Origin of the sequence: Pseudomonas sp. JZ134 (genome assembly GCF_051027695.1) — a bacterium.
In the GTDB taxonomy this organism is placed as follows: domain Bacteria; phylum Pseudomonadota; class Gammaproteobacteria; order Pseudomonadales; family Pseudomonadaceae; genus Chryseomonas; species Chryseomonas luteola.
This window is the reverse complement of record NZ_CP069250.1, coordinates 3180227-3205018: the sequence shown is the minus strand read 5'-3', so window position 1 is coordinate 3205018 and position 24792 is coordinate 3180227. Positions and strand designations below refer to the sequence as shown.

Below are 24792 nucleotides of genomic sequence, written 5' to 3'. Positions count from 1 at the left end.
GCAGGAAGGAGATGGCCAGTTGCGCTTTGCCTGTAAATCGATAAGCTCTCCGGCCACTCGGGAAAGCACATGCATAGCGGCGGTGATGCCCCTTGAGAAGCAGCTTTCCACTCTGTCTGCCATGGTTCGGATCCTGGCATTCGCTTAGAAGGGATGTGTATGTCGGACGTACGTCACGGTTCTACCCAACATTGCACTGCTGACGAGGCAGGGACTTACCGTCTTGTTATCTGGCGACTCATTCCGTTTCTCTGTTTCTGTTACCTGGCTGCCTACCTGGACCGTATCAACATCGGATTCGCAAAGTTGCAAATGCTTGATCAGCTGCATCTTTCCGAGACGGCTTACGGGTTGGGGGCAGGGCTCTTCTTCGTCGGCTATATCCTGTTCGAGGTGCCCAGCAACCTGGTGCTGGAGCGTGTCGGCGCCCGTATCTGGATTGCCCGAATCATGATCACCTGGGGGTTATTGTCGGGCGCCACGATGTTTGTGACCGAGGCATGGCAGTTCTATCTCTTGCGCTTTCTGCTGGGCGCAGCCGAAGCGGGCTTTTTGCCTGGTGTTCTGTTTTACCTGACCCAGTGGTTTCCCACCTACCGCCGAAGCCGCGTCATCGCACTGTTCATGATTGGTCTGCCGCTGTCGAGCCTGATTGGCGGGCCGATTTCGGGCTGGATCATGAGCCATTTCCATCAGGTCAACGGCTTGCAGGGCTGGCAATGGCTTTTTCTGCTGGAAGCCGTGCCTACAGTGGTTCTGGGTATTTTGACTTTCTGGGTGCTGCCCAACACCATCAGCGAAGCCGCTTGGCTGAGCGCAGAACAGAAAAAGGTGTTGTTGCAGAAACTTGAGGAAGATGAATCCGATCGACCCGACACGCCCTATCGTTTTCGCGACGGATTCTGGGACATCAAGGTCTGGATGCTGGGAGGAATCGATTTTTCAATCCTGCTCTGTGCCTATGCCATGGGGTTCTGGCTGCCAACCTTCATCAAGGGCGCTGGGGTAACCGATACCGTGCATATCGGATGGCTCACCGCCATTCCAAGCCTTATGGGGCTTATCGGTATGCTGGCCATTGGCGCAAGCTCGGACCGTTTTCGGGAGCGCCGCTGGCACATCATCGTGCCGTTCATCGTAGGGGCTGCGGCGCTGTCCATGAGCACCTTCTTCTCCCAGGACGTCATGATGCTGGTGCTGCTGTTCGGAATCGCCTCGGCTGCGATCATTGGCGCCGTCCCGGTCTTTTTCAGCCTGCCGGCCACCTTTCTCAAGGGGACGGCGGCTGCGACCGGCTTTGCCCTGGCCTGTTCGCTAGCCAACATTGCCGGTCTGGTCAGCAACTCGCTGATGGGGTTTGTGCTGGATCTGACCCATAGCAGCGCCGTAGCGCTCTGGTGCTTTGCTGGTTCGCTGCTGCTCAGCTGTCTGCTTGTACTGGCCCTGCCGGCCAAGGTGGTAAACCGCTGAGGTCAACCTGCTGCTAGGCTGAAAGAAGTCCTGATTACGGAGGCGCCCATGTTCAGTCACATCCAGCTTGGCATTCACGATCTGTCACGCATGACGGCCTTTTACAACGCTGTTTTGAGCGAGCTTGGCATGATTCGTATGCCCAACGAGCAAGACGGTGGTCCCGAGGGTGCTGGCTGGCAGTATCCCGGGCAGCGATGGCCGCAGTTCTTTATCCAGTTTCCCTTTGATGGAAAACCCGCTTCGGTGGGTAACGGAACGCAGGTAAGTTTTGCGGCTCCCTCACAGACCAAAGTGGATGCCGCATGGCGTCAGGCGCTGTTGCATGGCGGCTCCGATGAAGGCGCTCCGGGGCTAAGGCCACAGTACGCGCCAGATTACTATGGCGCGTACTGCCGCGACCCTGAGGGCAACAAGTTATGCTTTGTTCATGCCGAAGGGCTGCCGTTAGCGCACCACCAGTAAGGCGCCGCCGGCCGTACGCAGCATATTGCCGGTATTGCTACCCATGAAGAAGTGTCGTAATCGGGAATGTCCGTAGGCGCCCATGACCGTCAGGCCAATTTCCTGCTGTTTGCGGTACTTCTCAAGCGCAAGCTCTACATCGCCTTCGACGATGGCGGTCACAGCGCTCAGACCCACAGAGCGCAGGATAGTGGCTGCATCTTCAAGAGGCTGACGATTTTCGGCGTTATCCTTTCCGACGGTCACGATATGGCACTCCAAACCCCGAAATAGCGGGCTTTCGGCCATAAGCTCGAGTGCCTTTCGCGCACTGTTACTGTTATCGAAGCCCAGCATAACGCGCTGAGGGATCTCAAACGCTACCGGTGTCACAAGAATCGGACGGGTCAGGGTGCGGATTGCGCTTTCCAGATGGCTACCGATCAGCCGCGTCGGTGGGGTTTCCTCGCCCAGTCGACCCATGACGAAAAGGGCGCTTTGCGCCTGCATATCCCGCAGCGTATCGAGAAAGTCTCCGTGCCGCTGCAGCGTATCGGTTTCCTGAGCGCCCAGCTTGGTAACATGCTCCTGAGCCGCTTCCAGCAGAAGCTGCCCTTGCTTGAGACCTAGCCCCCTGCGTTTCTCATCCAGTCTGGCCAACTCGTCCAACAGGTGCTCCCGGCTGCCCAGCCCGATAGTGCCACTCAGGTCAGAATCGGCAGGATAATGTTTGCGGTCAAGCACATGCAGCAGATGTATGGGGGTACCCAGCTTCAGGCTGGCCCAGGCAGCATAATCGCAAACACCTCGTGTAGCAGGGGAGCCATCGATACAGGCGATGATCCTGTTCATTACTGTTCCTCGATCAGTAGCATTCAAAACGCGATACCTAGTGGCCCATCACTTTGTTGGCCGCGTCCGGTTTGTCATGGATGCCAAAGCGGTCGACCAGCGTAGCACTAGCCTGGTTCAGGCCAATGACCTCCACGTGCGCTCCTTCCCGACGGAACTTGAGAACGACGTTATCCAGTGCCGAAACCGCTGTAATGTCCCAGAAGTGGGCATGGGTCAGGTCGATCACTACATGGGAAACCGCTTCCTTCAGGTCAAATGCTGCGTTGAAACGAGTAGTCGATGCGAAGAAAACCTGCCCCTTTACGTCGTAGATCCGTTTTTGCCCATTTTCCAGTCGACTCTCTACCGTCAGGTAGAACGCCACCTTGTTGGCAAAAAACAGCGAAGCCAGCAGTACACCGGTAAGCACACCAAAGGCGAGGTTATGCGTGAAAACCACCACAGCCACGGTGACCAGCATCACTATATTGGTGGATAGTGGGTATTTTTTCAGGTTACGGATGGAGTCCCAGCTAAAGGTGCCGATAGAGACCATGATCATGACGGCAACCAGTGCAGCCATGGGAATGCGCGAGACCCAATCCCCAATGAAAACCACCAGAATCAGCAGGAATACTCCAGCTACGAGAGTGGATAGCCGGGAGCGACCGCCAGACTTCACATTAATGACGGACTGGCCGATCATCGCGCAGCCTGCCATTCCGCCCAGAAGACCCGAAACGATATTGGCCAGCCCTTGGCCCTTGCATTCACGGTTCTTGTCGCTAGACGTATCGGTCAGGTCATCCACGATAGTGGCAGTCATCATGGACTCCAGCAGGCCTACCACGGCAATGGCAGCCGAGTAGGGGAGGATGATCAGCAGGGTATCCAAGTTGAGCGGCACGTCAGGCAGGAGAAATACCGGCAGGCTGTCAGGCAGTTCACCCATGTCACCTACGGTGCGTACATCAAGACCCAGATACATCGAGAGGGCCGTCAGCAGCAGGATGCAGACCAGTGGCGAGGGAATGAACTTGCCTAGCGTGGGTACGTAGGGAAACAGATAAATGATGCCCAAGCCAGCCGCCGTCAGGGCATAGACATGCCAGGTGACATGGGTCAGTTCAGGCAGTTGCGCCATGAAAATCAGGATAGCCAGTGCATTAACGAAGCCGGTCACTACGGAGCGCGAGACAAAGCGCATCAGCGAGCCCAGCCTCAGAAAGCCGATGATGATCTGGATAACGCCAGTCAGCAGCGTAGCGGCAAGCAGGTATTGGAGGCCATGATCGCGCACGAGGGTGGTCATGAGCAGGGCAGTCGCGCCTGTCGCTGCCGAGATCATGCCGGGACGACCCCCTGCGAAGGCAATAGTCACCGCGATACAGAAGGACGCATACAGGCCGACTTTCGGATCGACGCCAGCAATGATGGAAAAGGCGATGGCCTCTGGGATGAGCGCAAGAGCAACGACCAGGCCGGCAAGAATGTCGCCGCGCAGATTGTAGAACCAGTGATTCTTGAGGGTATGCAGCATTGCAGGTACCAAAGCAAAAGCCAAAACCCGCACGCCGAGCAGACGGCATGCGAAGCCCATGGGTTATGACACGTTGAAAAAAGACAAGTGCTGGGCCTGAAAGGCGCGCAGCAAATACCGCACTGACGGGTGCTTCCAGCATCAGCGGTACAGGCGAGGAGGGGAAAGCGCTATGGCGGCGTAGGCAGCCAGCAAAGAGGGTTAAGCAGTGTCATCAGACCTGTCTTCAGCCTTCAAAATAAACGAGGGAGCGACCTTAACACAAAATGTAAAAAGGTGCAGACAGCATTAAAGACTTGCTGTATTAGGCCGATAACAAAATCAGAAGTTTCGGAGCGCGCCTCTGACAGAAGTGCTCTGCGAAAGTTCCCAAAAGAGCAAAATAATCGGATAACTGGCTAGTTGCCACCGCTTCGATTGGTTATATTTTGCTCAGGGGTGCGGCGAAGAATCGCACTTCACTTCTGATGAGGAGTCAAGACGTGGATATGAACCGTCGGCAATTCTTCAAGGTCGCGGGTATCGGCCTTGCAGGATCTAGCCTGGCGGCACTAGGCATGGCACCGACGCCAGCTTTTGCCGAACAGGTGCGCCATTTCAAACTGGCGCGCACCATCGAAACGCGTAACACCTGCCCTTACTGCTCTGTGGGTTGTGGCTTGGTTATGTACAGCCATGGCGATAAGGCCAAGAACGTTGCGCAAAACATCATTCACATCGAAGGCGATGCGGATCACCCGGTGAACCGCGGTACGCTGTGCCCGAAAGGTGCCGGTCTGCTGGACTTCATCCACAGCCCGAATCGACTGAAGTATCCCGAGGTCCGCGAAGCAGGCTCCAACGAGTGGAAGCGCATCTCCTGGGAAGAGGCGATGGATCGCATCGTCAAACTGGTCAAGGAAGAGCGTGACGCCAATTTTATCACCAAGAATGCTCAGGGCCAGACGGTTAACCGTTGGACGTCCGTTGGCTTCCTGGCTGCGTCCGCTGCTTCCAACGAAGCCGGTTATCTGACTCAGAAAGTCGTTCGTAACCTTGGTCTAGTCGGTTTCGATAACCAAGCTCGCGTTTGACACGGCCCGACGGTGGCAAGTCTTGCCCCGACATATGGCCGTGGCGCCATGACGAATACCTGGACGGATATTCGTAATGCCAACCTGATTCTGGTGATGGGCGGAAACGCCGCTGAAGCGCATCCGTGCGGCTTCAAATGGGTGACCGAAGCGAAGGCCCATAACAAGGCACGCCTGATCGTGGTCGATCCGCGTTATACCCGTACGGCTTCCGTATCGGATTATTACGCGCCGATTCGTACCGGCTCGGACATTGCGTTCTTGGGCGGCCTGATCAATTACCTGATCACAAACGATAAGATTCAGCACGAATACGTTCGTAACTATACTGACGTCTCCTTCATCGTGAACGAAGGTTTCACGTTCGAGGACGGTCTGTTCAGCGGTTACAACGCCGAGAAGCGCACCTATAGCGACAAGTCCACCTGGAGCTATGAGAAGGGCGCGGATGGTTTTGCCAAGGTCGATCCGACCCTGGAACACCCGCGTTGCGTCTTCCAGCTGATGAAGAAGCACTACAGCCGTTACACACCGGAAGTTGCCAGCAATATCTGCGGTATGCCGCAGGATCGCATGATGAAGATCTGGGCGGAAATCGCCGAGACCTCGCAGCCTGGCAAGACCATGACCATTCTGTACGCCCTGGGTTGGACGCAGCACTCTGTGGGCGCCCAGATCATCCGTACAGCGGCAATGGTTCAGCTGCTGCTGGGTAACGTGGGTCTGCCGGGTGGCGGTGTGAACGCACTGCGCGGTCATTCCAACATCCAGGGTCTGACCGACCTGGGTCTGCTGTCGAACCTTCTGCCGGGCTACATGACGCTGGGCAATGATGGTGAGCAGGACTTTAACGCTTACATCACCAAGCGTGCGCTCAAACCGCTTCGTCCTGGCCAGATGTCCTATTGGCAGAATTACGGCAAATTCCATGTCAGCCTGATGAAGGCCTGGTATGGCGATGCGGCGACCGCTGAAAACAACTGGTGCTACGACTATCTGCCCAAGCTGGACGTACCAGGTGCCGGTTATGACGTGATGAAGATGTTCGACATGATGTCTCGTGGCGAAGTCCGTGGCTATTTCTGCCAAGGCTTCAACCCGATCGCATCGTTGCCGGACAAGAATCGCGTAGTAGCTGCGCTTGCCAAGTTGAAGTGGCTGGTCATCATGGACCCGCTGGCAACCGAAACCTCCGAGTTCTGGCGTAACGCCGGCGAGTACAACAACGTTGATACCGCCAGCATCAAGACCGCGGTGTTCCGTTTGCCCACGACCTGCTTCGCTGAAGAAGATGGCTCTCTGGTCAACAGTAGCCGTTGGCTGCAGTGGCACTGGAAGGGCGCTGAAGCACCCGGTGAGGCGCGTACCGATGTGACCATCATGTCGGAAATGTTCCTCAAGCTGCGCGAGATGTATCGCACGGAGGGCGGCGCCTATCCGGATCCGATCCTGAACCTGTACTGGCCGTACAAGATTCCGCACGAGCCGTCTCCCGAGGAGTTGGCCAAGGAGTTCAACGGTTATGCCGTCAAGGACGTTACCGATGCCACTGGCGCGGTAGTGGCCAAGGCTGGCCAACAGCTGTCGGGCTTCGCTCAGCTCAAGGACGACGGTACGACGGCTTCGGGCTGCTGGATCTTCTGTGGCAGCTGGACCGAGCAAGGCAACCAAATGGCGCGCCGTGACAACAGCGATCCCTATGGTGTCGGTCAGAGTCTGGGCTGGGCATGGGCGTGGCCGATGAACCGCCGGATTCTGTACAACCGTGCCTCGGCCGACCCAAGCGGTAAGCCATGGGGACCGGACAAGAAGCTGGTCTGGTGGAACGGCAAGAACTGGGGCGGCGCTGACGTTCCGGACTTCAAGCCGGACAGCGCACCGGAGGCCGGTATGAATCCGTTCATCATGAACCCGGAAGGTGTGGCGCGTTTCTTCGCTGTCGACAAGATGGCCGAAGGTCCGTTCCCTGAGCACTACGAGCCCTTCGAGACGCCGATCGGGGTTAACCCGATGCATCCGAAGAACGACAAGGTGATCAGCAACCCGGCCGCTCGTGTTCTGCCCTCCGTATGGGAGTCGTTCGGCAAGGCCGACAAGTTCCCGTATGCGGCGACCACGTACCGTCTGACCGAGCATTTCCACTTCTGGACTAAGCATTGCCGTTTGAATGCGATCGTCCAGCCCGAGCAGTTCGTCGAAGTCGGCGAAGCGCTGGCGAAGGAGAAGGGCATTGCGGCGGGCGACAAGGTTCGGGTGAGCTCCAAACGCGGTTACATCGTGGCTGTCGCGGTGGTAACCAAGCGGATCAAGCCATTGGAAGTGAACGGCCAGACCGTGCACCAGATTGGTATTCCGTTGCACTGGGGCTTCTCGGGTCTGACGCGTCACGGTTACCTGACCAACACACTGGTTCCATTCGTCGGCGATGGCAACTCGCAAACGCCCGAATCGAAATCGTTCCTCGTCAACGTGGAGAAGGCATAAATGGCACTTCAAGAAATCGTTGCCCAATCCGCGACGACGACCACGCCTTCCTCCATCCGTCAGGTGGAGGAGGTCGCCAAGCTGATCGACGTCTCCAAGTGCATTGGCTGCAAGGCCTGCCAGGTGGCGTGTTCAGAGTGGAACGAGCTGCGTGATGAGGTGGGGCACAACCATGGTACGTACGACAACCCGGCCGACCTGACCTCTGATACCTGGACGCTCATGCGCTTTACCGAGCATGAGAACCAGGCCGGCGATCTGGAGTGGCTGATCCGTAAGGACGGCTGTATGCATTGCGCCGAGCCGGGCTGCCTCAAGGCGTGCCCGAGCCCGGGAGCGATCATCCAGCATGCCAACGGTATCGTTGACTTCAACCAGGATCATTGCATTGGCTGCGGCTATTGTATCACCGGTTGTCCGTTCAACATTCCGCGGATCTCGCAGAAGGATCACAAGGCGTACAAGTGCACCCTGTGTTCCGACCGTGTGTCCGTAGGGCTTGAGCCTGCGTGCGTGAAGACCTGTCCGACGGGTGCCATTACGTTCGGCACCAAGGAAGACATGAAGCACCATGCCGAAGAGCGCATCGTCGACCTGAAGAGCCGTGGTTACGAGAACGCCGGTCTGTACGACCCGGCGGGTGTAGGCGGTACGCACGTCATGTACGTGTTGCACCACGCCGATCAGCCTGCGTTGTACAACAACCTGCCGAACGACCCGGCCATCAGCCCGATGGTAAGCCTGTGGAAAGGCATCACCAAGCCGTTGTCGCTGCTTGCCATGGGCGCTGCGGTGCTGGCGGGCTTCTTCCACTACGTACGTATCGGACCGAACCGTGCGGACGAAGAGGATGAGGCTCATCACGATGCTGCCGCCGAGCAGGTGGAGAAAAAGTCCCAGGACACGTCGGTGAAGACGTTCGATCCGACCAAACGCTGAGATAACGTCTCCCTCGCAGGCGGGGGAGACGCTCCAGGAGCCTTCAAATGAAAAAAGAGATCGTTCGTTACGGTGCCAGTGAGCGCACCAATCACTGGGCGGTGGCTATACTGTTCTTCATGGCAGGCCTGTCGGGGCTGGCGCTGTTCCATCCAGCGCTGTTCTGGCTGACCAACCTGTTCGGCGGCGGACCGTGGACACGGATTCTTCATCCCTTCATGGGCGTGGCGATGTTCCTGTTCTTCATGGGACTCGTGATCCGCTTCTGGCATCACAATATCCTGGAAAAGCGGGATATGCAGTGGGTCAAGCAGATCGGTGACGTGCTGAACAACCGGGAAGACAAGTTGCCCGAAATCGGCAAGTACAATCCGGGACAGAAAGTGTTGTTCTGGGTACTGCTGGCTTCCATGCTGGTACTGATGTTCAGCGGGATCGTGATCTGGCGTGAGTACTTCAGCCATTTCTTCCCGATTGGTGGTATCCGTCTGGCGGCACTGGCCCATGCGGCTGCAGCGTTCCTGTTGATCCTGTCGATCATCGTGCATATCTATGCCGGTATCTGGATCAAGGGTTCGATTGGTGCCATGCTGCACGGTAAGGTCAGCCTCCTCTGGGCCAAGAAGCATCACTCGCTCTGGTACAAGGACATCACGCGAGACAAGAAGTAAAAGTCCCTTCATGGCCTGTTTCGGCAGGCCATGAACAGGCGTCAAACGTGTAGCCATGCCTGGCATGGTTGTCGCCGTCACGGACCAGGAGGTCTGTGGCGGCTCCCATCACCGAAGAGGTTTCCTGCGTGTCAGGTCAGATTCTCGAACCGGGGCAGATCGAAGCCTCAGCCGTAACGCCTCCCTTCATCAACCTGCCGCCGAAAAATGCGTTCAGCTACCGTGCCGAGCGTTTGGAAAAGTTGGCGGACGGTAACCCGCTCCGTGATTACTTGCTGCTTGTCAGTGGCATCTGCCGTGCTCAGCAGCAGGTTTTCGACAACCTGGAAAACCTTCCGCTGGAGGCTAAGCGGATTGAGCAGAGCCAGCATCACGGCCTGCCCCCGCTGAGCTGCGATACGCTGGTCCGCGAAGAGGCGTGGCTGGGTGTGCTGGACGCTTTGCTGAAGGCCTATCAGGCCCTCGAAGGCAATACGGCCGTGCAGGAAGCGCTTGAGCAGATTCGTACAGCGGACGCCGGACAGCGCAAGGTGTGGGCAATTGCCTTGGTCAGCGGGCAGTACGATCAGGTTCCAGCGGCACTGGTGCCTTTCCTGGGCGCAGCGCTACAGGTTGCCTGGACAAATTGGCTGTTTCAGATCGAGACGGACAAGTTTCGTGAGTCCAAAAGCCAGACCCATTGCCCAGCCTGTGGCTCACTACCGGTTGCCGGTGTGATTCGTCACCGCGGCAAGCTCAATGGTCTTCGCTACCTGAGCTGCTCACTGTGCTCGTGTGAATGGCATTACGTGCGGGTAAAGTGCACCCAGTGCGAAAACAGCAAGGAGTTGGGTTACTTCTCGCTGGAAAACGATGCGGTCCTGGCCGAAAAGGCACCGCTGCGAGCGGAAGCTTGTCCCAGCTGCGAAACCTACCTCAAGCTGCTGTATCTGGAGCATGATACCGAGGCGGAGGCCGTGTCAGCCGATCTGGCCAGCTTGGCGCTAGACATGCGGCTCGATCAGGAAGGTTATCACCGTCAGGCCCCTAATCTGCTGCTGGCTCCCGGCGGCTGATTCCTGATAAACAGAGTCCGCTTCGCTTATAGCGGCGGGCTCTGCCAGCCTTTCTTTTACGGGGCTGAAGTGTTGGTCTTGCTACGTGCGCATGCGCGATGCTGCATCCGGTTGTAAACTCCAGGCTCATGTTCTTGTTATGAGGCCTGCATGACAGCCGTCCGTTTGCCTTCTGTTGATCGTCTGTTACGTCATCCCGCTGCGACATCGCTCCTGGACCGCTATGGTCGTGAAGCATTGCTCAAGACCTTTCGCGAGCTGCTCGATGAGCTGCGTGAGCCTTTTCGACAGGGACAGATCAGCGAGGCGGATGTCGATGAGGCCGTTCTGACAGGCCGGGCCGGGGAGCGATTGGCTGTCCGAAACCAGCGTCAGGTCCGACGCGTATTCAACCTGACTGGAACTGTTCTCCATACCAATCTAGGGCGTGCGCTGCTGCCTGAAGAGGCCATCGATGCGATGACCCTAGCTGCTCGCTACCCGCTCAATCTTGAGTTTGACCTCAATACCGGCAAGCGCGGTGACCGCGACGACCTGATTGCGGGATTGATCCGTGAGCTGACCGGCGCCGAAGCGGTGACGGTAGTCAACAACAATGCCGCCGCCGTATTGCTTGCCCTTAACAGTCTTGGCGCTCGCAAGGAAGGCATCATTTCGCGTGGCGAGTTGATCGAGATCGGTGGCGCTTTTCGTATTCCGGATATCATGGCGCGCGCCAATGTAAGGCTGGTCGAGGTCGGTACGACCAACCGTACCCACGCCAAGGATTACGAGAGCGCCATTACCGAGCGTACCGGGCTGCTCATGCGTGTTCACACGAGTAACTACACTGTGCAGGGGTTTACCAGCAGTGTGGCAACTCCCGAACTGTCCGCTATTGCTCGCGCCCATGAAGTCCCCTTGCTGGAGGACTTGGGGAGCGGCTCTCTGGTAGACCTCACCCGTTGGGGATTGCCCAAGGAGCCAACCGTCCAGGAAGCGCTACGCGATGGCGCTGATATCGTGACCTTTAGCGGCGATAAGCTGCTCGGTGGTCCGCAGTGTGGAATTATCGTCGGGCATAAGGACCTGATCGCCCGCATCAAGAAAAACCCCCTCAAACGTGCTTTGCGAGTCGACAAGATCACCTTGGCTGCACTTGAGGCGGTGTTGGCGCTTTATCGAGACCCGGATCGTTTGGGTGAAAAGCTGACCAGCCTCAGATTACTCTCCCGTGGCCAGGGGGATATTGATAGTCAGGTTCAGCGGGTAATGCGTCCTTTATCTCAGGCACTGGGCGAGCGTTGGCAGGTAACGAGTGAGCTCACGCTCGGCATGATTGGCAGTGGTACCCAGCCGGTGGCTCGTCTGCCCAGCGCAGCGTTGTGCATGCGGCCGAATAGCTCCAAGCGCCTGCGAGGCCGTGCGCTGCGCCTGCTGGAAGAGGCCTTGCGACAGCTGCCTATCCCCGTGATCGGACGTATCGATGACGATGCGCTTTGGCTTGATCTGCGTCAGCTCGATGACGAGGCCGGCTTTCTGGGGCAGCTGGGAGCGCTATCGGTTGGGGAGTGGGACGCATGATCGTTGGAACGGCGGGCCATATCGACCACGGCAAGACGTCCCTCATCCGAGCCCTGACGGGGGTGGAGGGCGATCGTCGCCGTGAGGAAAAGGAGCGAGGCATCACCATTGACCTGGGGTACGTTTACTCGGATCTGGGAAATGGAGAGCTGACCGGGTTTATCGATGTTCCCGGCCACGAGCGGTTTGTTCATAACATGCTGGCCGGGGCCAGCGGAATTGATCTGGTGTTACTGGTCGTGGCTGCCGATGACGGTGTGATGCCACAAACACGCGAACATCTGGCCATTGTTGAATTGCTGGGCATACGCCGCGCGATGGTCGCCATGACCAAGACGGATCGGGTCGAGGCTGCGCGTGTCGACGCAGTACGGGAAGAAATTGATGCACTGTTGGCAGAAGGCCCGCTTGCCGGGGCTCCGGTATTTCCAGTTTCCAGCCAGACGGGAACGGGTATCGAGGCACTGCGTGCAGCGCTTCTGGATCAGGCTGAACAGGCGCTGGCCCGCAGCGACCAAGGGTATTTCAGGCTTGCAGTCGACCGTGTTTTCAGCGTCTCGGGTGCCGGGGTGGTGGTCACGGGAACGGCTTTCGACGGTCGTGTTGCCGTCGGAGATGAGTTGTTACTGGGCACGCTGGGGCGTCGCGTGCGCGTGCGTGGCCTGCATGCGCAAAATCGAGAGGCCCAGATTGCCCACGCCGGGCAGCGTGTGGCAGTAAACCTGGCGGGTGAGCGGCTCAATGTCGAACAGATCCGGCGAGGCGATTGGCTGCTCGATGCAGCCCTCCACGCGCCGTCTACCCGTGTCGATATTGATTTGCACCTGCTTGGCAGCGAAGGTAAGGCGCTGGCCCACTGGACCCCTGTCCATGTGCATCTGGGTGCCCAGAATCTGACCGGTCGGGTGGCGCTGTTGGAGGATGAGGGTGTATTGACGCCTGGTGGGCGCACACTGGCGCAGCTGGTGCTCAACTCGCCGTTACAGGCTGCTCATGGTGACCATCTGGTGCTGCGGGATCAATCCGCGCAGCGAACCATTGGCGGTGGACGTGTGCTGGATCCTTTCGGGCCTGCCCGCAATCGGCGTACTCCCACACGTCTGGCACAGCTTGAGGCATTGCGTCAGGGCTCCTTTGAGGACGCACTGCCGGAGTTGCTCAAACAGGCGGACAATGGCGTAGCGCCTGCCGTGCTGGAGCGCCAGTTCAATCGACCGAGGGCGCGCTGGCAACTGCCTGAACATGTCATGGAAGTTGCTACCCGACAGGGTATCCGTCTGTTCGATGCGACCCGCTGGCAGCACTTGCAGTCTACGCTGTTAGAGCGGCTCGGAACCTTTCATGTCGAACAGCCCGATGAGCTAGGGCCTGATCGTGATCGATTACGTCGTTTTGCCTTGCCGCAACTGGAGCGGCCTGTGTTCATTGCGTTGTTGGAAAGCCTGATGGCGTCCAGCCAGATCGAGGCGAGCGGGCCGTGGCTGCACCTGCCGGGCCATCGGGTTCGTCTGACCGAGGCCGAAGAGGCGCTGAAAGAAAAGCTCTGGCCTCTTCTTGAAGCAGGCCGCTTTGATCCCCCCTGGGTACGTGATCTGGCCCGGGAAATTGGTGAGGACGAAGCAGGGGTTCGTCATCTGCTACTCAAGCTGGCACGCCTGGGGCAGCTGCAGCAGATCGTCAAGGATCTCTTCTATCCTGAAAATACGATAAACCATTTGGTACAATTGACGTTGCGTCTTGAGCGCGAAGAGGGGATCATTCGTGCAGCCGCGTTTAGGGATGGTCTGGGGATCGGACGTAAGCGCACAATCCAGATACTCGAATTCTTCGATCGGATCGGTTTGACTCGCCGTATGGGTGATGAACGCAAGATCCGCCCAGACAGCGCACTGGCTGCTCAGGTCGAACAGGCGAGTTGATTGATGGAAGGCAATCGTGCCCGGTGGCGCGGCCGGGCTTCAAACCCGGTTGGGGACGGCAGCCGTTCCCGGGTGAGTTCGACTCTCACTGCCTTCCGCCATTTCTTTTAGACCGAATGTCCTGGCCTGACTTTGCTTTTCTGAATCTTACCTATACTGGATAGGACAAGGCAGCGCGTGACGCCTCCTGTTCTGCTGGCGCCAGGCTGTCAGCCTATGCAGTGGAGGTGACGCGTATGAAGACGAGAGCCGGCGCGGCCTTTCTTTTTCTGACCTTGTTAGCGGTGTTGCTGGGTGGGCTTGGCCTCGACCCAGCTTCGACTCCATCGACTGAAGCCTCTACAGCCGCTTCGACAGACTGTATGTATGGATATGAGCCCTATGGTTGCGCAGCGCCTATGCAGGTAGGCGGCGACTTTGCCATGCTGGCCCGCATGTAGCGGGTAACGCATTCAGAGACGTTTTCGCAGGTGTATCAGGGCTGTTCGCTGTCCGGAGGGATCGCGTCGCTCATCAATGGATACCGGCAAATAGCCCAAATGGGTATAGAGCAACAGGCCCGGCGTATTGCTGCTGAAACAGGCAGCATGCAGAAAACGCACGCCATGCTGCTGGCAGGCTTGCTGCTCCATCACTCCGATCAGGTGTTGCGCTATGCCCATGCGTCGTGCCCAGGGTGCCACCATTAAATTGCCCAAGTCGCACCGTTCGCCTGGTTGACAGCGAAAGAAGTTTGCGAATGCAGCCAGACGATTGTTCAGCAATACAACCGTGCTGCCCTGGCGGTTGGCATATGCCTCTGCCAGTTGGTCTCTTGTTAGTGGCCACTGAGCTGTGGGATAGCTGTAAAACAGCTCTTCACGACTTTGCGGAAAGTGACACACGGCCTGCAAATCATCAAGGGTGGCCGCGCGATGTGTCAGTTTGGTATTCATCAGTGAGGTGGGTACTGCGACAGGATCTTGCCAACGGCTGTCTGGATGGTTGCAGTACGCTGCGCAGGGGTATCAGCTGTCTGGTCAGATGACACCTCGGTGCTGCCACGCCATACCAGTTTTCCGTCCCGGCCATCGAGCAGGTCGATCTGCAGCGTAGTTACCTGATAGGTAAAGGTCTGGGTCTGGGTATAACCGCCACCCCAAGGGCCCCAGTATCCCCAGGGACCACCCCAATAAGGATCGGTGCGCATGGTTTGCCCTTGGCGCTCGTCCGTGAACAGATAGGCCCGAACCCTCAGGTCTGCCTGTCCGTTCGCTGCGGCAGGGCGTAAGCCGCGCTGATCAAGCTGGCTGCTTACGGCATCCTTGATGCGCTGCTCGGTCAAGTCACTTTTCAGCCACGGATCTTCAGGCTTGTACGAGACGGCAGGCTGGGCCCAGGTCCAGTTTCGGTAGGCCGCATAGTCACGGGAGGGATCATAGTCCCGGTTGACGGTATTGGTCTCGCACGCGGCAAGGGCAAGCGTAAACGCGATAACAAGCAAACGACGGATCATGATCATTCTCCGACCAGGGACGCTTAAAAGAAACAATAATCACTCATGGGACCAGGCCGTATGAGCTTTATCTTCAATGCGGTGGATACTGCTCCAGCGCGCGACGAGCGGCTTCGCGGATCGCCTGGGCCCGGGCGCTCTGATCATTGCCGCCCCGTTCCTCGGCACTGCCACTCCATATTCTCTTGCGGCTCTGCGAATCGATCAGCTCAATGCTCAGCACCTGAACCTGATAATACCGAGGGCGAGTCTGGCTGTAGCCTGTTCCGCCGTACGTGCCCCAACGATCGTAGCCATACGGATAGCCGCCGCCATAGCCGACACCACCTCCGTAGTAATCGGTATCGTATACGACACGTTGCTCCTGTCTGACCGTTGCGCTCACGTAGAGATCAGGACGCGTACCGGTTGGCGCAGGTCGGAGCCCGCGCTGATCGAGCTGGGCGCTGATGGCCTCCTGAAGAGTGCTGGTATCCATTGATTGAGAGGAATCACCGCTGGCACGAATGCCCTCGGGTGACCAGGCCCAGCTCCGGTAGCGGCCATAGTCGACTGGGGCTGCTGGATAGCTGCTCGGGTCGATACGTGCCGGAACAGCAGGTGCTGGCGCAGCAAGCTCAGGCAGGGCGCTGGCTATATAGGGATTCTGGCTCTGACAGGCGGTCAGCCCCAGGCTGATAACCACGCAGGCAAACAGGCGATGCATAGGTCACTCCTCTAACGCGCCGGGTTGGCAGATCCAGTGCAGATAACGACCAAGCCCGGCAAATGTAGGGTGCCGTCGATGGGCCAATTCCATTTCGATCAGATCGGCTTCGTTGACCTTACCTTGAAATTCGACTGGCATATAGTCATGAAAAACACGAACGCCACTTCGGGTCACGATCTGCCAGCGACTGCTCATGGCGCGCTCCAGCTCTCGTGGGTCTAGTGGCTGTTGAGGTGTCAGACCTTTGCCTTCGCCCGCATATTCCTGGCGCTTGAGCTTTTTGAAATGGCCTTTGAGCAGGTTCCGGTAGATCAGCGCGTCCCGGTTGTAGAACGCCAGTGAAAGCAGACCATCCGGAGCCGTGAGGCGCGAGAGGACTGGCAGAATCGTATGTGGCTCGGCCAGCCATTCCAGTACGGCGTGGCAGATGACCAAGTCAAAGCGAGTCGTGAGCTGCTCGCTCAGTTCCTGCCAGGGCGCCTCGATAAACGTTGCCTCAAGGCCAGCCTCGGCGAAGCGTTGGCGAGCACCCTCCAGCATCGGGGCTGAAGGTTCTGCCAGTGTGACGGAGTGACCCTGCTCAGCCAGCCAGAGCGCCATATGGCCCAGTCCTGCTCCAATATCCAGAACCCGCAGCGAGCGTTCAGGCAGGGCTTCCTTCAGGTCGGCCTGGAGTACGGCCAGCCGGATAGCACCTTTGGCATTGCCATAAATCTTTTCGGCAAAACGGATGGCGCGGTCATCGAAAAAGGTATCGGTCATGGCAGGAAGCGCCGCTCATTATCGGCCAGCTTGGCGCGAGTGATTGTCTCCATGTCGAGTCCGAGTTCTGCGCAGAGTTGCAGCAGATAGAGCACGACGTCTGCAATCTCCTGGCCGGCATGCTCAAGGTGATCAGCCGTTAAATGGCGGGATTCCTCTTCGGTCTTCCACTGGAAGATTTCAGCCAACTCGGCCATCTCAACGCCGGCAGCCATAACCAGGTTTTTCGGGCTGTGATAACGCCGCCACTCATTGGCATCGCGAATGGCGTGCAGGCGGGCAGTAAGTTCGGAAAGGTCCATGCAGGGCTCCTGATGGCCGCATGGCTGGTGGATAGCTATGCGGCGCTTGTTAAGCGCCGCATTTTTTCATGGACTGACGCGAAAGCGTAGCGGCTTAGCGCGTCATCAGCAGCCAGGGCGTGCCGATCCCCAGCCATGCAGCCAGGAACAGGAAGCCAAAGATAGCACCCAGGCGCCACCACATCGGTCCAGGCAGATAACCGCTGCCGTAGTAAACCGGGCTAGGGCCGGTACCGTAGGGCGTAATGATGCCCATGATGCCGATGGTGGGCAGAAGCAGCAGTACGAAGGTATGCATGTCGATGCCAGGAATACTGGCGGCAGCGGCCACCATAACCGGTAGCAGAGCCGTGGTATGCGCGGTGGCGCTGGCAAAGAAGTAGTGCAGCAGGTAGAAAGCAATCGTGAGCAGGACCATTGCCACAGTGGGATCGAAATGGCCCAGGTAGTTGGCCATCAGCATACCGAACCATTTCACAAAGCCGACCATGTTCAAGCCGTCTGCCAGGGCAACTAGCGTGGCGAACCAGGCAAAGGTGTTCCAGGCGGCTTTATTACTAAGGATATCGTTCCAGGTCACGATGCCGATAATCAGCATGAGACTGATCACGAGCATACCAACCAGCGCGGGTGAAATAACGGCAGTACCAAAGATCCACATGGCCAGCGCCAGGACGACCAGAATCAGCAGAATGACTTCGTTGCGCGTCAGGCTGCCCATCTTGGCCAGCTCCTCGGCGGCCCATTTGGGCACTACGTCACCGGACTTCAACTCGGGCGGGCACAGCCAGTAGCTCAACAGTGGCAACAGGGCGAGCAGCAGGATGCCGACCGGCGCGGTGGCCATGAACCATTCACCCCAAGTAATGCGAATGCCGGTGGAGCTTTCCACCAGGGCAACGGCGAGCAGGTTGGGGGCGATACCTGTCAGAAACAGTGTGCTCGTTACACAGGCTGAGGCAATCGCCACCCACATGAGGTAGGTGCCGATGCGACGCATGCTGGGATCGTTGGGGTGCGAGTCATACAGCGGTGGCAGGTTACGCAGAATAGGGTAGAGCGTACCGGCGCTGCGTGCGGTATTAGAGGGTGTAAAGGGGGCCAGAACGGTATCCGCCAGCATGATGGCGTAGCCCAGCGTCAGGGTACGCTTGCCCATGGTTTTAACCAGCCATAAGGCAATACGGCGACCCAGGCCGGTCTTCTCGTAACCCAGGGCAAACATGAACGCGCCAAAGATCAGCCAGACTGTAGAGTTGGTGAAGCCGGAAACGGCCCAGGTAAAGGCCTTGTCGGCCACCTTGAAGCCCGGCTGTGCCAGTTGCTCGGGCGAGAAGAGAGCCCAGGGCGCCAGGACCGCAGCAACCACCACGCCAATCAGGCCGATGACGGCACCTGGTAAGGGTTCAAAGATCAGACCGATCACACAGCCCAGAAATATTGCGAAGAAATGCCATGCGTGCGGTGCCAGCCCCTCGGGACCCGGCAAGGCTGCAATGACGATCGCCACGATCAATGGCGCCATCAACTTGGCCAGCGATTTCATTTTAACTCCCATGCTTTAAAGAGTTTGCGATCTTAGCGCCTGAATGAGACGGCTCAATCGTTTAATTAAACTAAGCGCTAATTGACTTGATTGTTTTTATTGATTAGCAGTTCAGTGAAATTGAGGCAAACGCAGGCCAACCGACAAAAATGCCGGTGGCCATTAGCGTAGGAGAGAGTAGACGCCAGACTGAAAAGTCTGGCGCTGTCCTGGATCAAAGAAAGTTTTCGGCGTAATGACAGGCAACCTGACGGTTGTCTACATCACGAAGGGCAGGAACTTCTGTCTTGCAGCGCTCAGTTGCGTAGGGGCAACGGCGGTGGAACACGCAGCCAGGTGGCGGATCCAGTGGATTCGGCAGCTCGCCCTGGATCTTGATGCGTGGCTTGCTGGCGTCCGGTTGCAGGCTTGGCGTGGCTGAAAGCAGCATCTGAGTATAGGGATGCAAGGGCTTTTCAAAGAGTGCATCGCGAGGCCCCTTTTCTGCCGTACAGCCCAGATACATCACCATCACGTCATCGGCGATATGACGCACCACCGACAGGTTGTGTGAGATGAAGACGTATGCAGTATGAAACTCCTGCTGCAGATCCATGAACAGGTTAAGTACTTGCGCCTGGATGGAAACGTCCAGTGCCGACGTCGGCTCGTCCGCTACCAGCACCTTGGGGTTGAGCATCATCGCGCGGGCCACGGCAATCCGCTGGCGCTGGCCGCCAGAGAACATGTGAGGATAGCGCTGGTAATGCTCGGGACGCAGGCCCACCTGCTGCATCATGGCCTGTACCTTGTCACGACGCTCGCTACGGGACAGGTTTGTATTGATAACCAGCGGCTCCGCCAGTTGGTCCCCGATCTTCTGCCGTGGATTGAGCGAGGCGTAAGGGTTCTGGAACACCATCTGCACATCGCGGCGCAACTGCTTGCGGACTTCTGCACTGGCACCACTGACCTCATGACCGCCAATGTTGAGCGAGCCGGAGGACGGCTCCTCGATCAGCGTCAAGGCACGGGCCAGAGTGGATTTGCCACAGCCCGACTCACCAACGACTGCCAGTGTCTTGCCGGGTACGAGGTCAAACGAGACACCATTCAGGGCGCGTACGGTTGCCTGGCCTTTGAACAGACCTCGGGAAACATGGTAGTGACGTGTCAACGCTCGGGCGGTAAGTACGCTATCCGCCGGTTTGGCAGCGTTGGTATTCAAATCAGGCGCGGCCATGGGCTTCTCCAGGTAGATGACTAGGACGCTGGGACTCCGGCAAGACTTCCGGCCACTGCGCAGGGTTCAGGTTGCGCGGGAAGAAGCAGCGGACCGAGCCGCTGACACCATCGTGAGTATAGGGCTCGAGGGCAGGGCGCTCCAGACAGCGTGGCTGTGCGTAAGGGCAGCGCGGCGATAGCAGACAGCCCTTGGGTCGATCGTAACGGCCGGGAACGATACCAGGCAGCGTGGAGAGCCGTTCGCCAAGGCTATGCTCGGGGATGGCGGCCAGCAGCGCTTCCGTGTAGGGATGTTTGGGTGCCTGAAAGATATCCGGCACAACGCCGGTTTCCACGGACTGGCCGGCGTACATCACGCAGACCCGCTGGGCTGTTTCAGCTACTACGGCAAGGTCATGGGTGATCAGGATCAGGGCCATGCCCTCATCACGCTGAAGGTTGAGCAGCAGGTCCATGATCTGCGCCTGAATGGTAACGTCCAGCGCTGTGGTCGGTTCGTCGGCAATCAGCAGCTTGGGTTCTGCCGCAATCGCCATGGCGATTGCCACACGCTGGCTCATGCCGCCGGACAGCTGATGCGGGTAGGCGGAAAGGCGGCTCGCTGCGGCTGGAATCTCCACCCGCTCAAGCAGTTGAAGCGCCCGCTGGCGGGCTTCTCGGCCTCGCAGACCCAGGTGCTGGCGAATTACCTCTTCGATCTGATAACCCACCGTGTAACTGGGGTTCAGGGCGGTCATCGGGTCCTGGAAGACCATGGACAGGTCCTTGCCGATCAGCTGACGCCGGGCACGACCCTTGAGCTTGAGCAGATCCTGGCCTGCAAAGCTCAGCCGATTGGCCGTGACCTTACCGGGCGCTTCGATTAGGCCCATTACAGACATCATGGTCACGGACTTGCCGGAGCCGGATTCACCTACAATGGCCAACACTTCGCCCTGGTCGATGGTCAGGTCGAGACCTTCGACGACCGGGATGGCATCTTCACCGCCAAAGCGGACATTCAGATTCTGGATTTCCAGGAGGCTCATGGCTGCTCCTTGATCAATAAGCAGGAATCGATCGGCAACGGGCTGCCGCATCGAGACAACGAAAGAATGATTGGCAAGCCGGTCATGACTGCACCTTCAGGCGAGGGTCGAGGGCGTCACGCAGGCCATCACCCATCAGGTTAATAGCCAGTACGCTCAAAAGAATGGTCAGGCCGGGCAGGGTAACCACCCACCAGGCGCGCTCGATATAGTCACGGGCCGATGCCAGCATGGTGCCCCACTCAGGGGTGGGCGGCTGTACGCCGAGGCCAAGGAAGCCCAAGGCCGCTGCGTCCAGGATGGCCGAGGAGAAGCTCAGGGTCGCCTGGACGATCAGAGGCGCCATGCAGTTGGGCAATACGGTGACGAACATCAGGCGCAGGCGTCCGGCACCTGCCAGTCGAGCAGCCGTTACATAGTCGCGATTCACTTCACCCATGACGGCGGCGCGGGTCAGACGTACGTAAGAGGGCAGCGAGACAATGGCAATGGCAATGACGGTGTTGGACAGGCCAGGGCCGAGAATTGCCACGATGGCTACCGCCAGCAGCAGCGATGGCAGGGCCAGCATGATATCCATCAGGCGCATGATGAAAGGGCCGGCTCGCGTGGGCGAAAAGCCTGCAATCAGCCCGAGCAGAATGCCGGGGATGAGTGAACAGATCACCGAGGCCAAACCAATCATCAGCGACAACCGCGCGCCGTGAATCAGGCGGGACAACAGGTCGCGTCCCAGTTCATCGGTGCCCAGCAGGAACTGCGTCGTGCCGCCTTCCAGCCAGGAGGGAGGCGTCAGCAGGAATTCACGGAACTGCTCGCTGGGATCGTGGGGTGCAACCCAAGGGGCGAACAGGGCGCAGATCACGATGATAGTCATGAACAGCAGGCCGCCCAGGGCGCCCTTGTTGTGGGAAAACGCTTTCCAGAACTCCTTGTACGGAGACGGATATAGGACAACCTGATCTTCGACCTGAGCGCCTTGTGGCAAAGTACGTTCCATAGGGCCTCCTTAGCGCTGATGGCGGATACGGGGGTTGGCAAAGCCGTAGAGAATGTCCACGACAAAGTTCACCAGGATGACAAGGGTGGCGATCAGCAGGATGCCGTTCTGCACGACGGGATAGTCGCGACGGGAGATCGCATCGATCAACCATTTGCCTACACCAGGCCAGGAAAAGATCGTTTCGGTCAGCACGGCGCCAGCGAGCAGGCTGCCCACCTGCAGGCCCAGTACGGTGAGAACCGGGATCAACGCGTTACGCAGTGCGTGGATGAATACGACACGGGCTGGCGACAGGCCTTTGGCACGAGCCGTACGCACGTAATCTTCTCGCAGCACTTCCAGCATGGCGGAGCGCGTCATCCGTGCGATAACTGCCAGGGGAATCGTGCCTAGCACAATAGAGGGCAGAATCAGGTGGTGGAGGGCGTCCATGAACGCGCCTTCTTCATCGGACAACAGGCTGTCGATCAGCATAAAGCCGGTTTTGGGCTCGATGTCGTAAAGCAGATCGATCCGGCCAGACACCGGGGTCCAGCCGAGCTGTACCGAAAAGAACATGATAAGGATGAGGCCCCACCAGAAGATCGGCATGGAAAAGCCCGTCAGGGAAATGCCCATCACACCGTGGTCAAACAATGAACCGCGGCGAAGCGCTGCGATCACTCCGGCCAGAAGGCCCAGCACGGTAGCAAAGATCATGGCGCAGAGAGCCAGTTCCAGGGTGGCCGGAAAGAGGGTGGTGAACTCGTGCCACACATTGTCACGGGTAATCAGCGACTCTCCCAGGTTGCCGTGGGCAAGGTTGCTGAGATAGTCGAAATATTGCTGGTAGAGCGGCTTGTCGAGCCCGAGGCGATGCAGTGCTTCGGCATGCATCTGCGGATCGACGCGGCGCTCGCCCATCATGACCTCTACCGGATCGCCAGGAATCAGGCGAATCAGGGAAAAAGTCAGTAGCGTGACACCGAAAAACGTCGGTATCAGCAAGCCCAGGCGGCGGGCAATAAAACTGAACATGGGGTTGAATACTCCTCATCGGAGGCAGGGAAGCGTGCCCTGCCTGTTTCCGTCTTTTTATTTTGCGTACGTTGTAGCGAAGTTGTTGTTGGCCAAGGGACTCAGGTGATAGCCCTCGACGTTGCTGCGCATGACGTTGAACAGCTTGGGATAAGCCAGGGGGATCCAGGGCGCATCATTGTGGAAGATCACTTGAGCCTGCTTGTAGAGCTCGGCTCGCTCATTTTCATCCTGGCTGGTACGAGCCTTGTCCAACAGGGCGTTAAACTCCTTGTTGCACCAGCGTGCACTGTTTTCGCCTGACTTTGCGGCATCACATGACAAGTTAGGCGTCAGGAAGTTATCCGGATCGCCGTTGTCACCTGCCCAGCCAAAGAAGAGCAGATCGTGCTCGCCTTGCTTGGCCCGGCGAATCAGCTCACCCCACTCCAGATTGCGGATGTCCAGTTGTACGCCGACCTTGGCCAGGTCGGCCTGAAGCATTTGAGCACCCAGCGCAGGGTTGGGGTTGGTCGGGCCGCCGCCTGAACGTGTAAACACGGTCAGCTTGAGGCCTTTCTCCATGCCGGCCTCTTTCAGCAGTGCCCGCGCCTTTTCAGGGTCGTAGGGCCAGTCCTGAATATCACGGTTATACCCTAGAAGGGTAGAGGGATACGGATTGACGGCAGGCACAGCGTTGCCTTCACCAAACAAGGCCTTAATGTAGGCGTTCTTGTCAAAGGCCAGATTCAGGGCCTGACGGATACGCACATCGTTCAGCGGTTTATGCTCGGTGTTCATGGCAACATAGGCAATTAGCAGTGCTTCGCCTTCAGCAAGCTTAAGGTTCGGGTCCTTGCGGATGGCTGGAATATCGTCCGGTTTAGGATAAACGCCTACCTGACATTCACCGGCTCTCACGCGCTGCAGGCGTACATTGCTGTCGAGGGTGATGGCAAGGACCAGGCCATCAGCTGGAGGTTTGCCTTCGAAATACTCGGGGTTAGCCTTGAAACGTACCTGAGCATCCTTGGTATAGCGCGAGAAAATGAACGGACCGGTACCGACCGGCTTGAAGTTGAGCTGATCAAACTGTCCGGCTTTTTCCAGTTGAGCGGCATATTCAGCCGAATAGATCGATGCAAAGCCCATCGCCATGTCCCGCAGGAAAGGTGCTTCCGGACGATTGAGCACGAAGCGGATCGTGTAGTCGTCGACCTTATCGATCGACTTGATCAGATTTTGCAGTCCCATGGCCTCAAAATAGGGGAAGCCATGCTGCGCCTTGTCGTGCCAGGTGTGCTTGGCATCGTATTGGCGCATGAAGCTCCACATCACGTCGTCGGCATTGAATTCACGTGTGGGCTTGAAGTAATCGGTTGTCTGAAACTTCACCCCTTTACGCAGGTGGAAGGTGTAGGTCATGCCGTCTTCGCTGACGTCCCAACGCTCTGCCAAACCAGGCGCGATGTCGGTAGTGCCGGGCTTGAAGTCTACGAGGCGGTCGAATAGCGTCTCAGCTGAGGCGTCAGCCGTCGTGGCTGCGGTGTACTGAGCGATGTCGAAGCCTTCAGGACTGGCTTCCGTACATACCACCAGAGGTTTGGCTTGAGCCAGGGTGGCGGCGCCAAGCAGACTCACGGCAAGCGCGATTCGTGTTAATGCATGCATAGGGATGCTCCTAGGTCTGTAACCGGTCTACGGCATAGAGCGAGCCTCGATCAGCCTGATCGGG

General features: G+C 58.0%; 22 protein-coding genes and 1 tRNA gene. 10 read left to right on the top strand and 13 right to left on the bottom strand.

The window, feature by feature from the left end:
- Nucleotides 1–159 precede the first annotated feature (159 nt).
- A complete protein-coding gene (locus JQR86_RS14940; RefSeq protein WP_434153811.1) occupies nt 160–1470 on the top strand; it encodes an MFS transporter in 1311 nt (436 codons plus the stop codon).
- Between the two features lie 48 nt (nt 1471–1518).
- Nucleotides 1519–1935 carry a VOC family protein gene (locus JQR86_RS14935; RefSeq protein WP_312508472.1) on the top strand — a complete coding sequence of 139 codons (417 nt, stop codon included), beginning with the start codon at nt 1519–1521 and terminating at the stop codon, nt 1933–1935.
- Here the strand turns inward: JQR86_RS14935 and JQR86_RS14930 are convergent.
- Both JQR86_RS14930 and JQR86_RS14925 read right to left on the bottom strand, forming a co-directional pair.
- On the bottom strand, nt 1918–2766 hold the full coding sequence (locus JQR86_RS14930) for a universal stress protein (protein ID WP_312270268.1): 849 nt from the start codon (nt 2764–2766) through the stop codon (nt 1918–1920). The genes JQR86_RS14935 and JQR86_RS14930 overlap by 18 nt on opposite strands.
- Before the next feature lie 37 nt (nt 2767–2803).
- Nucleotides 2804–4288, bottom strand: coding sequence for a SulP family inorganic anion transporter (locus JQR86_RS14925; RefSeq protein WP_026004090.1), 1485 nt, complete (start codon nt 4286–4288; stop codon nt 2804–2806).
- Nucleotides 4289–4770: 482 nt separating this feature from the next.
- On the opposite strand from JQR86_RS14925, the gene fdnG reads away from it, so the two are divergent.
- The 8 genes from fdnG (at nt 4771) to JQR86_RS14885 (ending at nt 14432) form a co-directional block, all read left to right on the top strand.
- Nucleotides 4771–7845: a formate dehydrogenase-N subunit alpha gene (gene fdnG, locus JQR86_RS14920; RefSeq protein ID WP_407362936.1), complete on the top strand. Its 3075-nt coding sequence runs from the start codon at nt 4771–4773 to the stop codon at nt 7843–7845.
- A complete protein-coding gene (gene fdxH, locus JQR86_RS14915; protein ID WP_010797236.1) occupies nt 7846–8784 on the top strand; it encodes a formate dehydrogenase subunit beta in 939 nt (312 codons plus the stop codon).
- Nucleotides 8785–8831: 47 nt separating this feature from the next.
- Nucleotides 8832–9455, top strand: a complete 624-nt coding sequence (locus JQR86_RS14910; protein WP_125887141.1) for a formate dehydrogenase subunit gamma — start codon at nt 8832–8834, stop codon at nt 9453–9455.
- Nucleotides 9456–9583: 128 nt separating this feature from the next.
- The gene (gene fdhE / locus JQR86_RS14905) at nt 9584–10510 is read left to right on the top strand and encodes a formate dehydrogenase accessory protein FdhE (RefSeq protein ID WP_434154929.1); all 927 of its coding nucleotides are present in this window, start codon (nt 9584–9586) and stop codon (nt 10508–10510) included.
- Nucleotides 10511–10660: 150 nt separating this feature from the next.
- Nucleotides 10661–12073: an L-seryl-tRNA(Sec) selenium transferase gene (gene selA, locus JQR86_RS14900; protein ID WP_434153810.1), complete on the top strand. Its 1413-nt coding sequence runs from the start codon at nt 10661–10663 to the stop codon at nt 12071–12073.
- Entirely contained in the window at nt 12070–13992 is a 1923-nt protein-coding gene (gene selB, locus JQR86_RS14895) for a selenocysteine-specific translation elongation factor (protein WP_434153809.1), read from the top strand. The genes selA and selB overlap by 4 nt, the downstream gene beginning before the upstream one ends.
- Nucleotides 13993–13997: 5 nt before the next feature.
- Nucleotides 13998–14093, top strand: a tRNA-Sec gene (locus JQR86_RS14890).
- 135 nt (nt 14094–14228) lie between these two features.
- Entirely contained in the window at nt 14229–14432 is a 204-nt protein-coding gene (locus JQR86_RS14885; RefSeq protein ID WP_010797241.1) for a hypothetical protein, read from the top strand.
- A 12-nt stretch (nt 14433–14444) separates the two neighbouring features.
- Here the strand turns inward: JQR86_RS14885 and JQR86_RS14880 are convergent, their stop codons facing one another.
- From JQR86_RS14880 to JQR86_RS14830, 11 genes are all read right to left on the bottom strand, one after another.
- Nucleotides 14445–14927 (bottom strand): GNAT family N-acetyltransferase, encoded by a 483-nt coding sequence (locus JQR86_RS14880; RefSeq protein WP_150347934.1) that lies wholly within the window; start codon nt 14925–14927, stop codon nt 14445–14447.
- Nucleotides 14927–15487 carry a DUF4136 domain-containing protein gene (locus JQR86_RS14875; RefSeq protein ID WP_434153808.1) on the bottom strand — a complete coding sequence of 187 codons (561 nt, stop codon included), beginning with the start codon at nt 15485–15487 and terminating at the stop codon, nt 14927–14929. Before JQR86_RS14875 ends, JQR86_RS14880 begins: the two co-directional genes overlap by 1 nt.
- Nucleotides 15488–15560: 73 nt before the next feature.
- Nucleotides 15561–16193 carry a DUF4136 domain-containing protein gene (locus JQR86_RS14870; protein WP_434153807.1) on the bottom strand — a complete coding sequence of 211 codons (633 nt, stop codon included), beginning with the start codon at nt 16191–16193 and terminating at the stop codon, nt 15561–15563.
- Between the two features lie 3 nt (nt 16194–16196).
- A complete protein-coding gene (locus JQR86_RS14865; protein WP_010797245.1) occupies nt 16197–16958 on the bottom strand; it encodes a methyltransferase domain-containing protein in 762 nt (253 codons plus the stop codon).
- Entirely contained in the window at nt 16955–17260 is a 306-nt protein-coding gene (locus JQR86_RS14860; protein WP_010797246.1) for a nucleotide pyrophosphohydrolase, read from the bottom strand. Before JQR86_RS14860 ends, JQR86_RS14865 begins: the two co-directional genes overlap by 4 nt.
- Before the next feature lie 94 nt (nt 17261–17354).
- Nucleotides 17355–18806, bottom strand: a complete 1452-nt coding sequence (locus JQR86_RS14855; RefSeq protein ID WP_150347932.1) for an anion permease — start codon at nt 18804–18806, stop codon at nt 17355–17357.
- 214 nt (nt 18807–19020) lie between these two features.
- Nucleotides 19021–20028: a peptide ABC transporter ATP-binding protein gene (locus JQR86_RS14850; RefSeq protein WP_010797248.1), complete on the bottom strand. Its 1008-nt coding sequence runs from the start codon at nt 20026–20028 to the stop codon at nt 19021–19023.
- Nucleotides 20015–21058, bottom strand: coding sequence for an ABC transporter ATP-binding protein (locus JQR86_RS14845; RefSeq protein ID WP_434153806.1), 1044 nt, complete (start codon nt 21056–21058; stop codon nt 20015–20017). The genes JQR86_RS14850 and JQR86_RS14845 overlap by 14 nt, the downstream gene beginning before the upstream one ends.
- A gap of 82 nt (nt 21059–21140) precedes the next feature.
- Nucleotides 21141–22058, bottom strand: coding sequence for an ABC transporter permease subunit (locus JQR86_RS14840; protein WP_010797250.1), 918 nt, complete (start codon nt 22056–22058; stop codon nt 21141–21143).
- Between the two features lie 9 nt (nt 22059–22067).
- Nucleotides 22068–23078: an ABC transporter permease subunit gene (locus JQR86_RS14835; RefSeq protein WP_010797251.1), complete on the bottom strand. Its 1011-nt coding sequence runs from the start codon at nt 23076–23078 to the stop codon at nt 22068–22070.
- A 57-nt stretch (nt 23079–23135) separates the two neighbouring features.
- Nucleotides 23136–24728, bottom strand: coding sequence for an ABC transporter substrate-binding protein (locus JQR86_RS14830; protein WP_434153805.1), 1593 nt, complete (start codon nt 24726–24728; stop codon nt 23136–23138).
- Between the last annotated feature and the right edge of the window lie 64 nt (nt 24729–24792).

Bases quoted from the DNA above. Each gene is read 5' to 3' on its own strand.
- JQR86_RS14935 (WP_312508472.1), top strand. From the start codon at position 1,519: ATGTTCAGTCACATCCAGCTTGGCATTCACGATCTGTCACGCATGACG.
- JQR86_RS14880 (WP_150347934.1), bottom strand. From the start codon at position 14,927: ATGAATACCAAACTGACACATCGCGCGGCCACCCTTGATGATTTGCAG.
- JQR86_RS14835 (WP_010797251.1), bottom strand. From the start codon at position 23,078: ATGTTCAGTTTTATTGCCCGCCGCCTGGGCTTGCTGATACCGACGTTT.
- JQR86_RS14855 (WP_150347932.1), bottom strand. From the start codon at position 18,806: ATGAAATCGCTGGCCAAGTTGATGGCGCCATTGATCGTGGCGATCGTC.
- fdxH (WP_010797236.1), top strand. From the start codon at position 7,846: ATGGCACTTCAAGAAATCGTTGCCCAATCCGCGACGACGACCACGCCT.
- JQR86_RS14925 (WP_026004090.1), bottom strand. From the start codon at position 4,288: ATGCTGCATACCCTCAAGAATCACTGGTTCTACAATCTGCGCGGCGAC.
- JQR86_RS14870 (WP_434153807.1), bottom strand. From the start codon at position 16,193: ATGCATCGCCTGTTTGCCTGCGTGGTTATCAGCCTGGGGCTGACCGCC.
- JQR86_RS14885 (WP_010797241.1), top strand. From the start codon at position 14,229: ATGAAGACGAGAGCCGGCGCGGCCTTTCTTTTTCTGACCTTGTTAGCG.
- selB (WP_434153809.1), top strand. From the start codon at position 12,070: ATGATCGTTGGAACGGCGGGCCATATCGACCACGGCAAGACGTCCCTC.
- JQR86_RS14860 (WP_010797246.1), bottom strand. From the start codon at position 17,260: ATGGACCTTTCCGAACTTACTGCCCGCCTGCACGCCATTCGCGATGCC.
- JQR86_RS14840 (WP_010797250.1), bottom strand. From the start codon at position 22,058: ATGGAACGTACTTTGCCACAAGGCGCTCAGGTCGAAGATCAGGTTGTC.
- JQR86_RS14910 (WP_125887141.1), top strand. From the start codon at position 8,832: ATGAAAAAAGAGATCGTTCGTTACGGTGCCAGTGAGCGCACCAATCAC.
- JQR86_RS14930 (WP_312270268.1), bottom strand. From the start codon at position 2,766: ATGAACAGGATCATCGCCTGTATCGATGGCTCCCCTGCTACACGAGGT.
- JQR86_RS14875 (WP_434153808.1), bottom strand. From the start codon at position 15,487: ATGATCCGTCGTTTGCTTGTTATCGCGTTTACGCTTGCCCTTGCCGCG.
- JQR86_RS14865 (WP_010797245.1), bottom strand. From the start codon at position 16,958: ATGACCGATACCTTTTTCGATGACCGCGCCATCCGTTTTGCCGAAAAG.
- JQR86_RS14940 (WP_434153811.1), top strand. From the start codon at position 160: ATGTCGGACGTACGTCACGGTTCTACCCAACATTGCACTGCTGACGAG.
- JQR86_RS14845 (WP_434153806.1), bottom strand. From the start codon at position 21,058: ATGAGCCTCCTGGAAATCCAGAATCTGAATGTCCGCTTTGGCGGTGAA.
- JQR86_RS14830 (WP_434153805.1), bottom strand. From the start codon at position 24,728: ATGCATGCATTAACACGAATCGCGCTTGCCGTGAGTCTGCTTGGCGCC.
- selA (WP_434153810.1), top strand. From the start codon at position 10,661: ATGACAGCCGTCCGTTTGCCTTCTGTTGATCGTCTGTTACGTCATCCC.
- JQR86_RS14850 (WP_010797248.1), bottom strand. From the start codon at position 20,028: ATGGCCGCGCCTGATTTGAATACCAACGCTGCCAAACCGGCGGATAGC.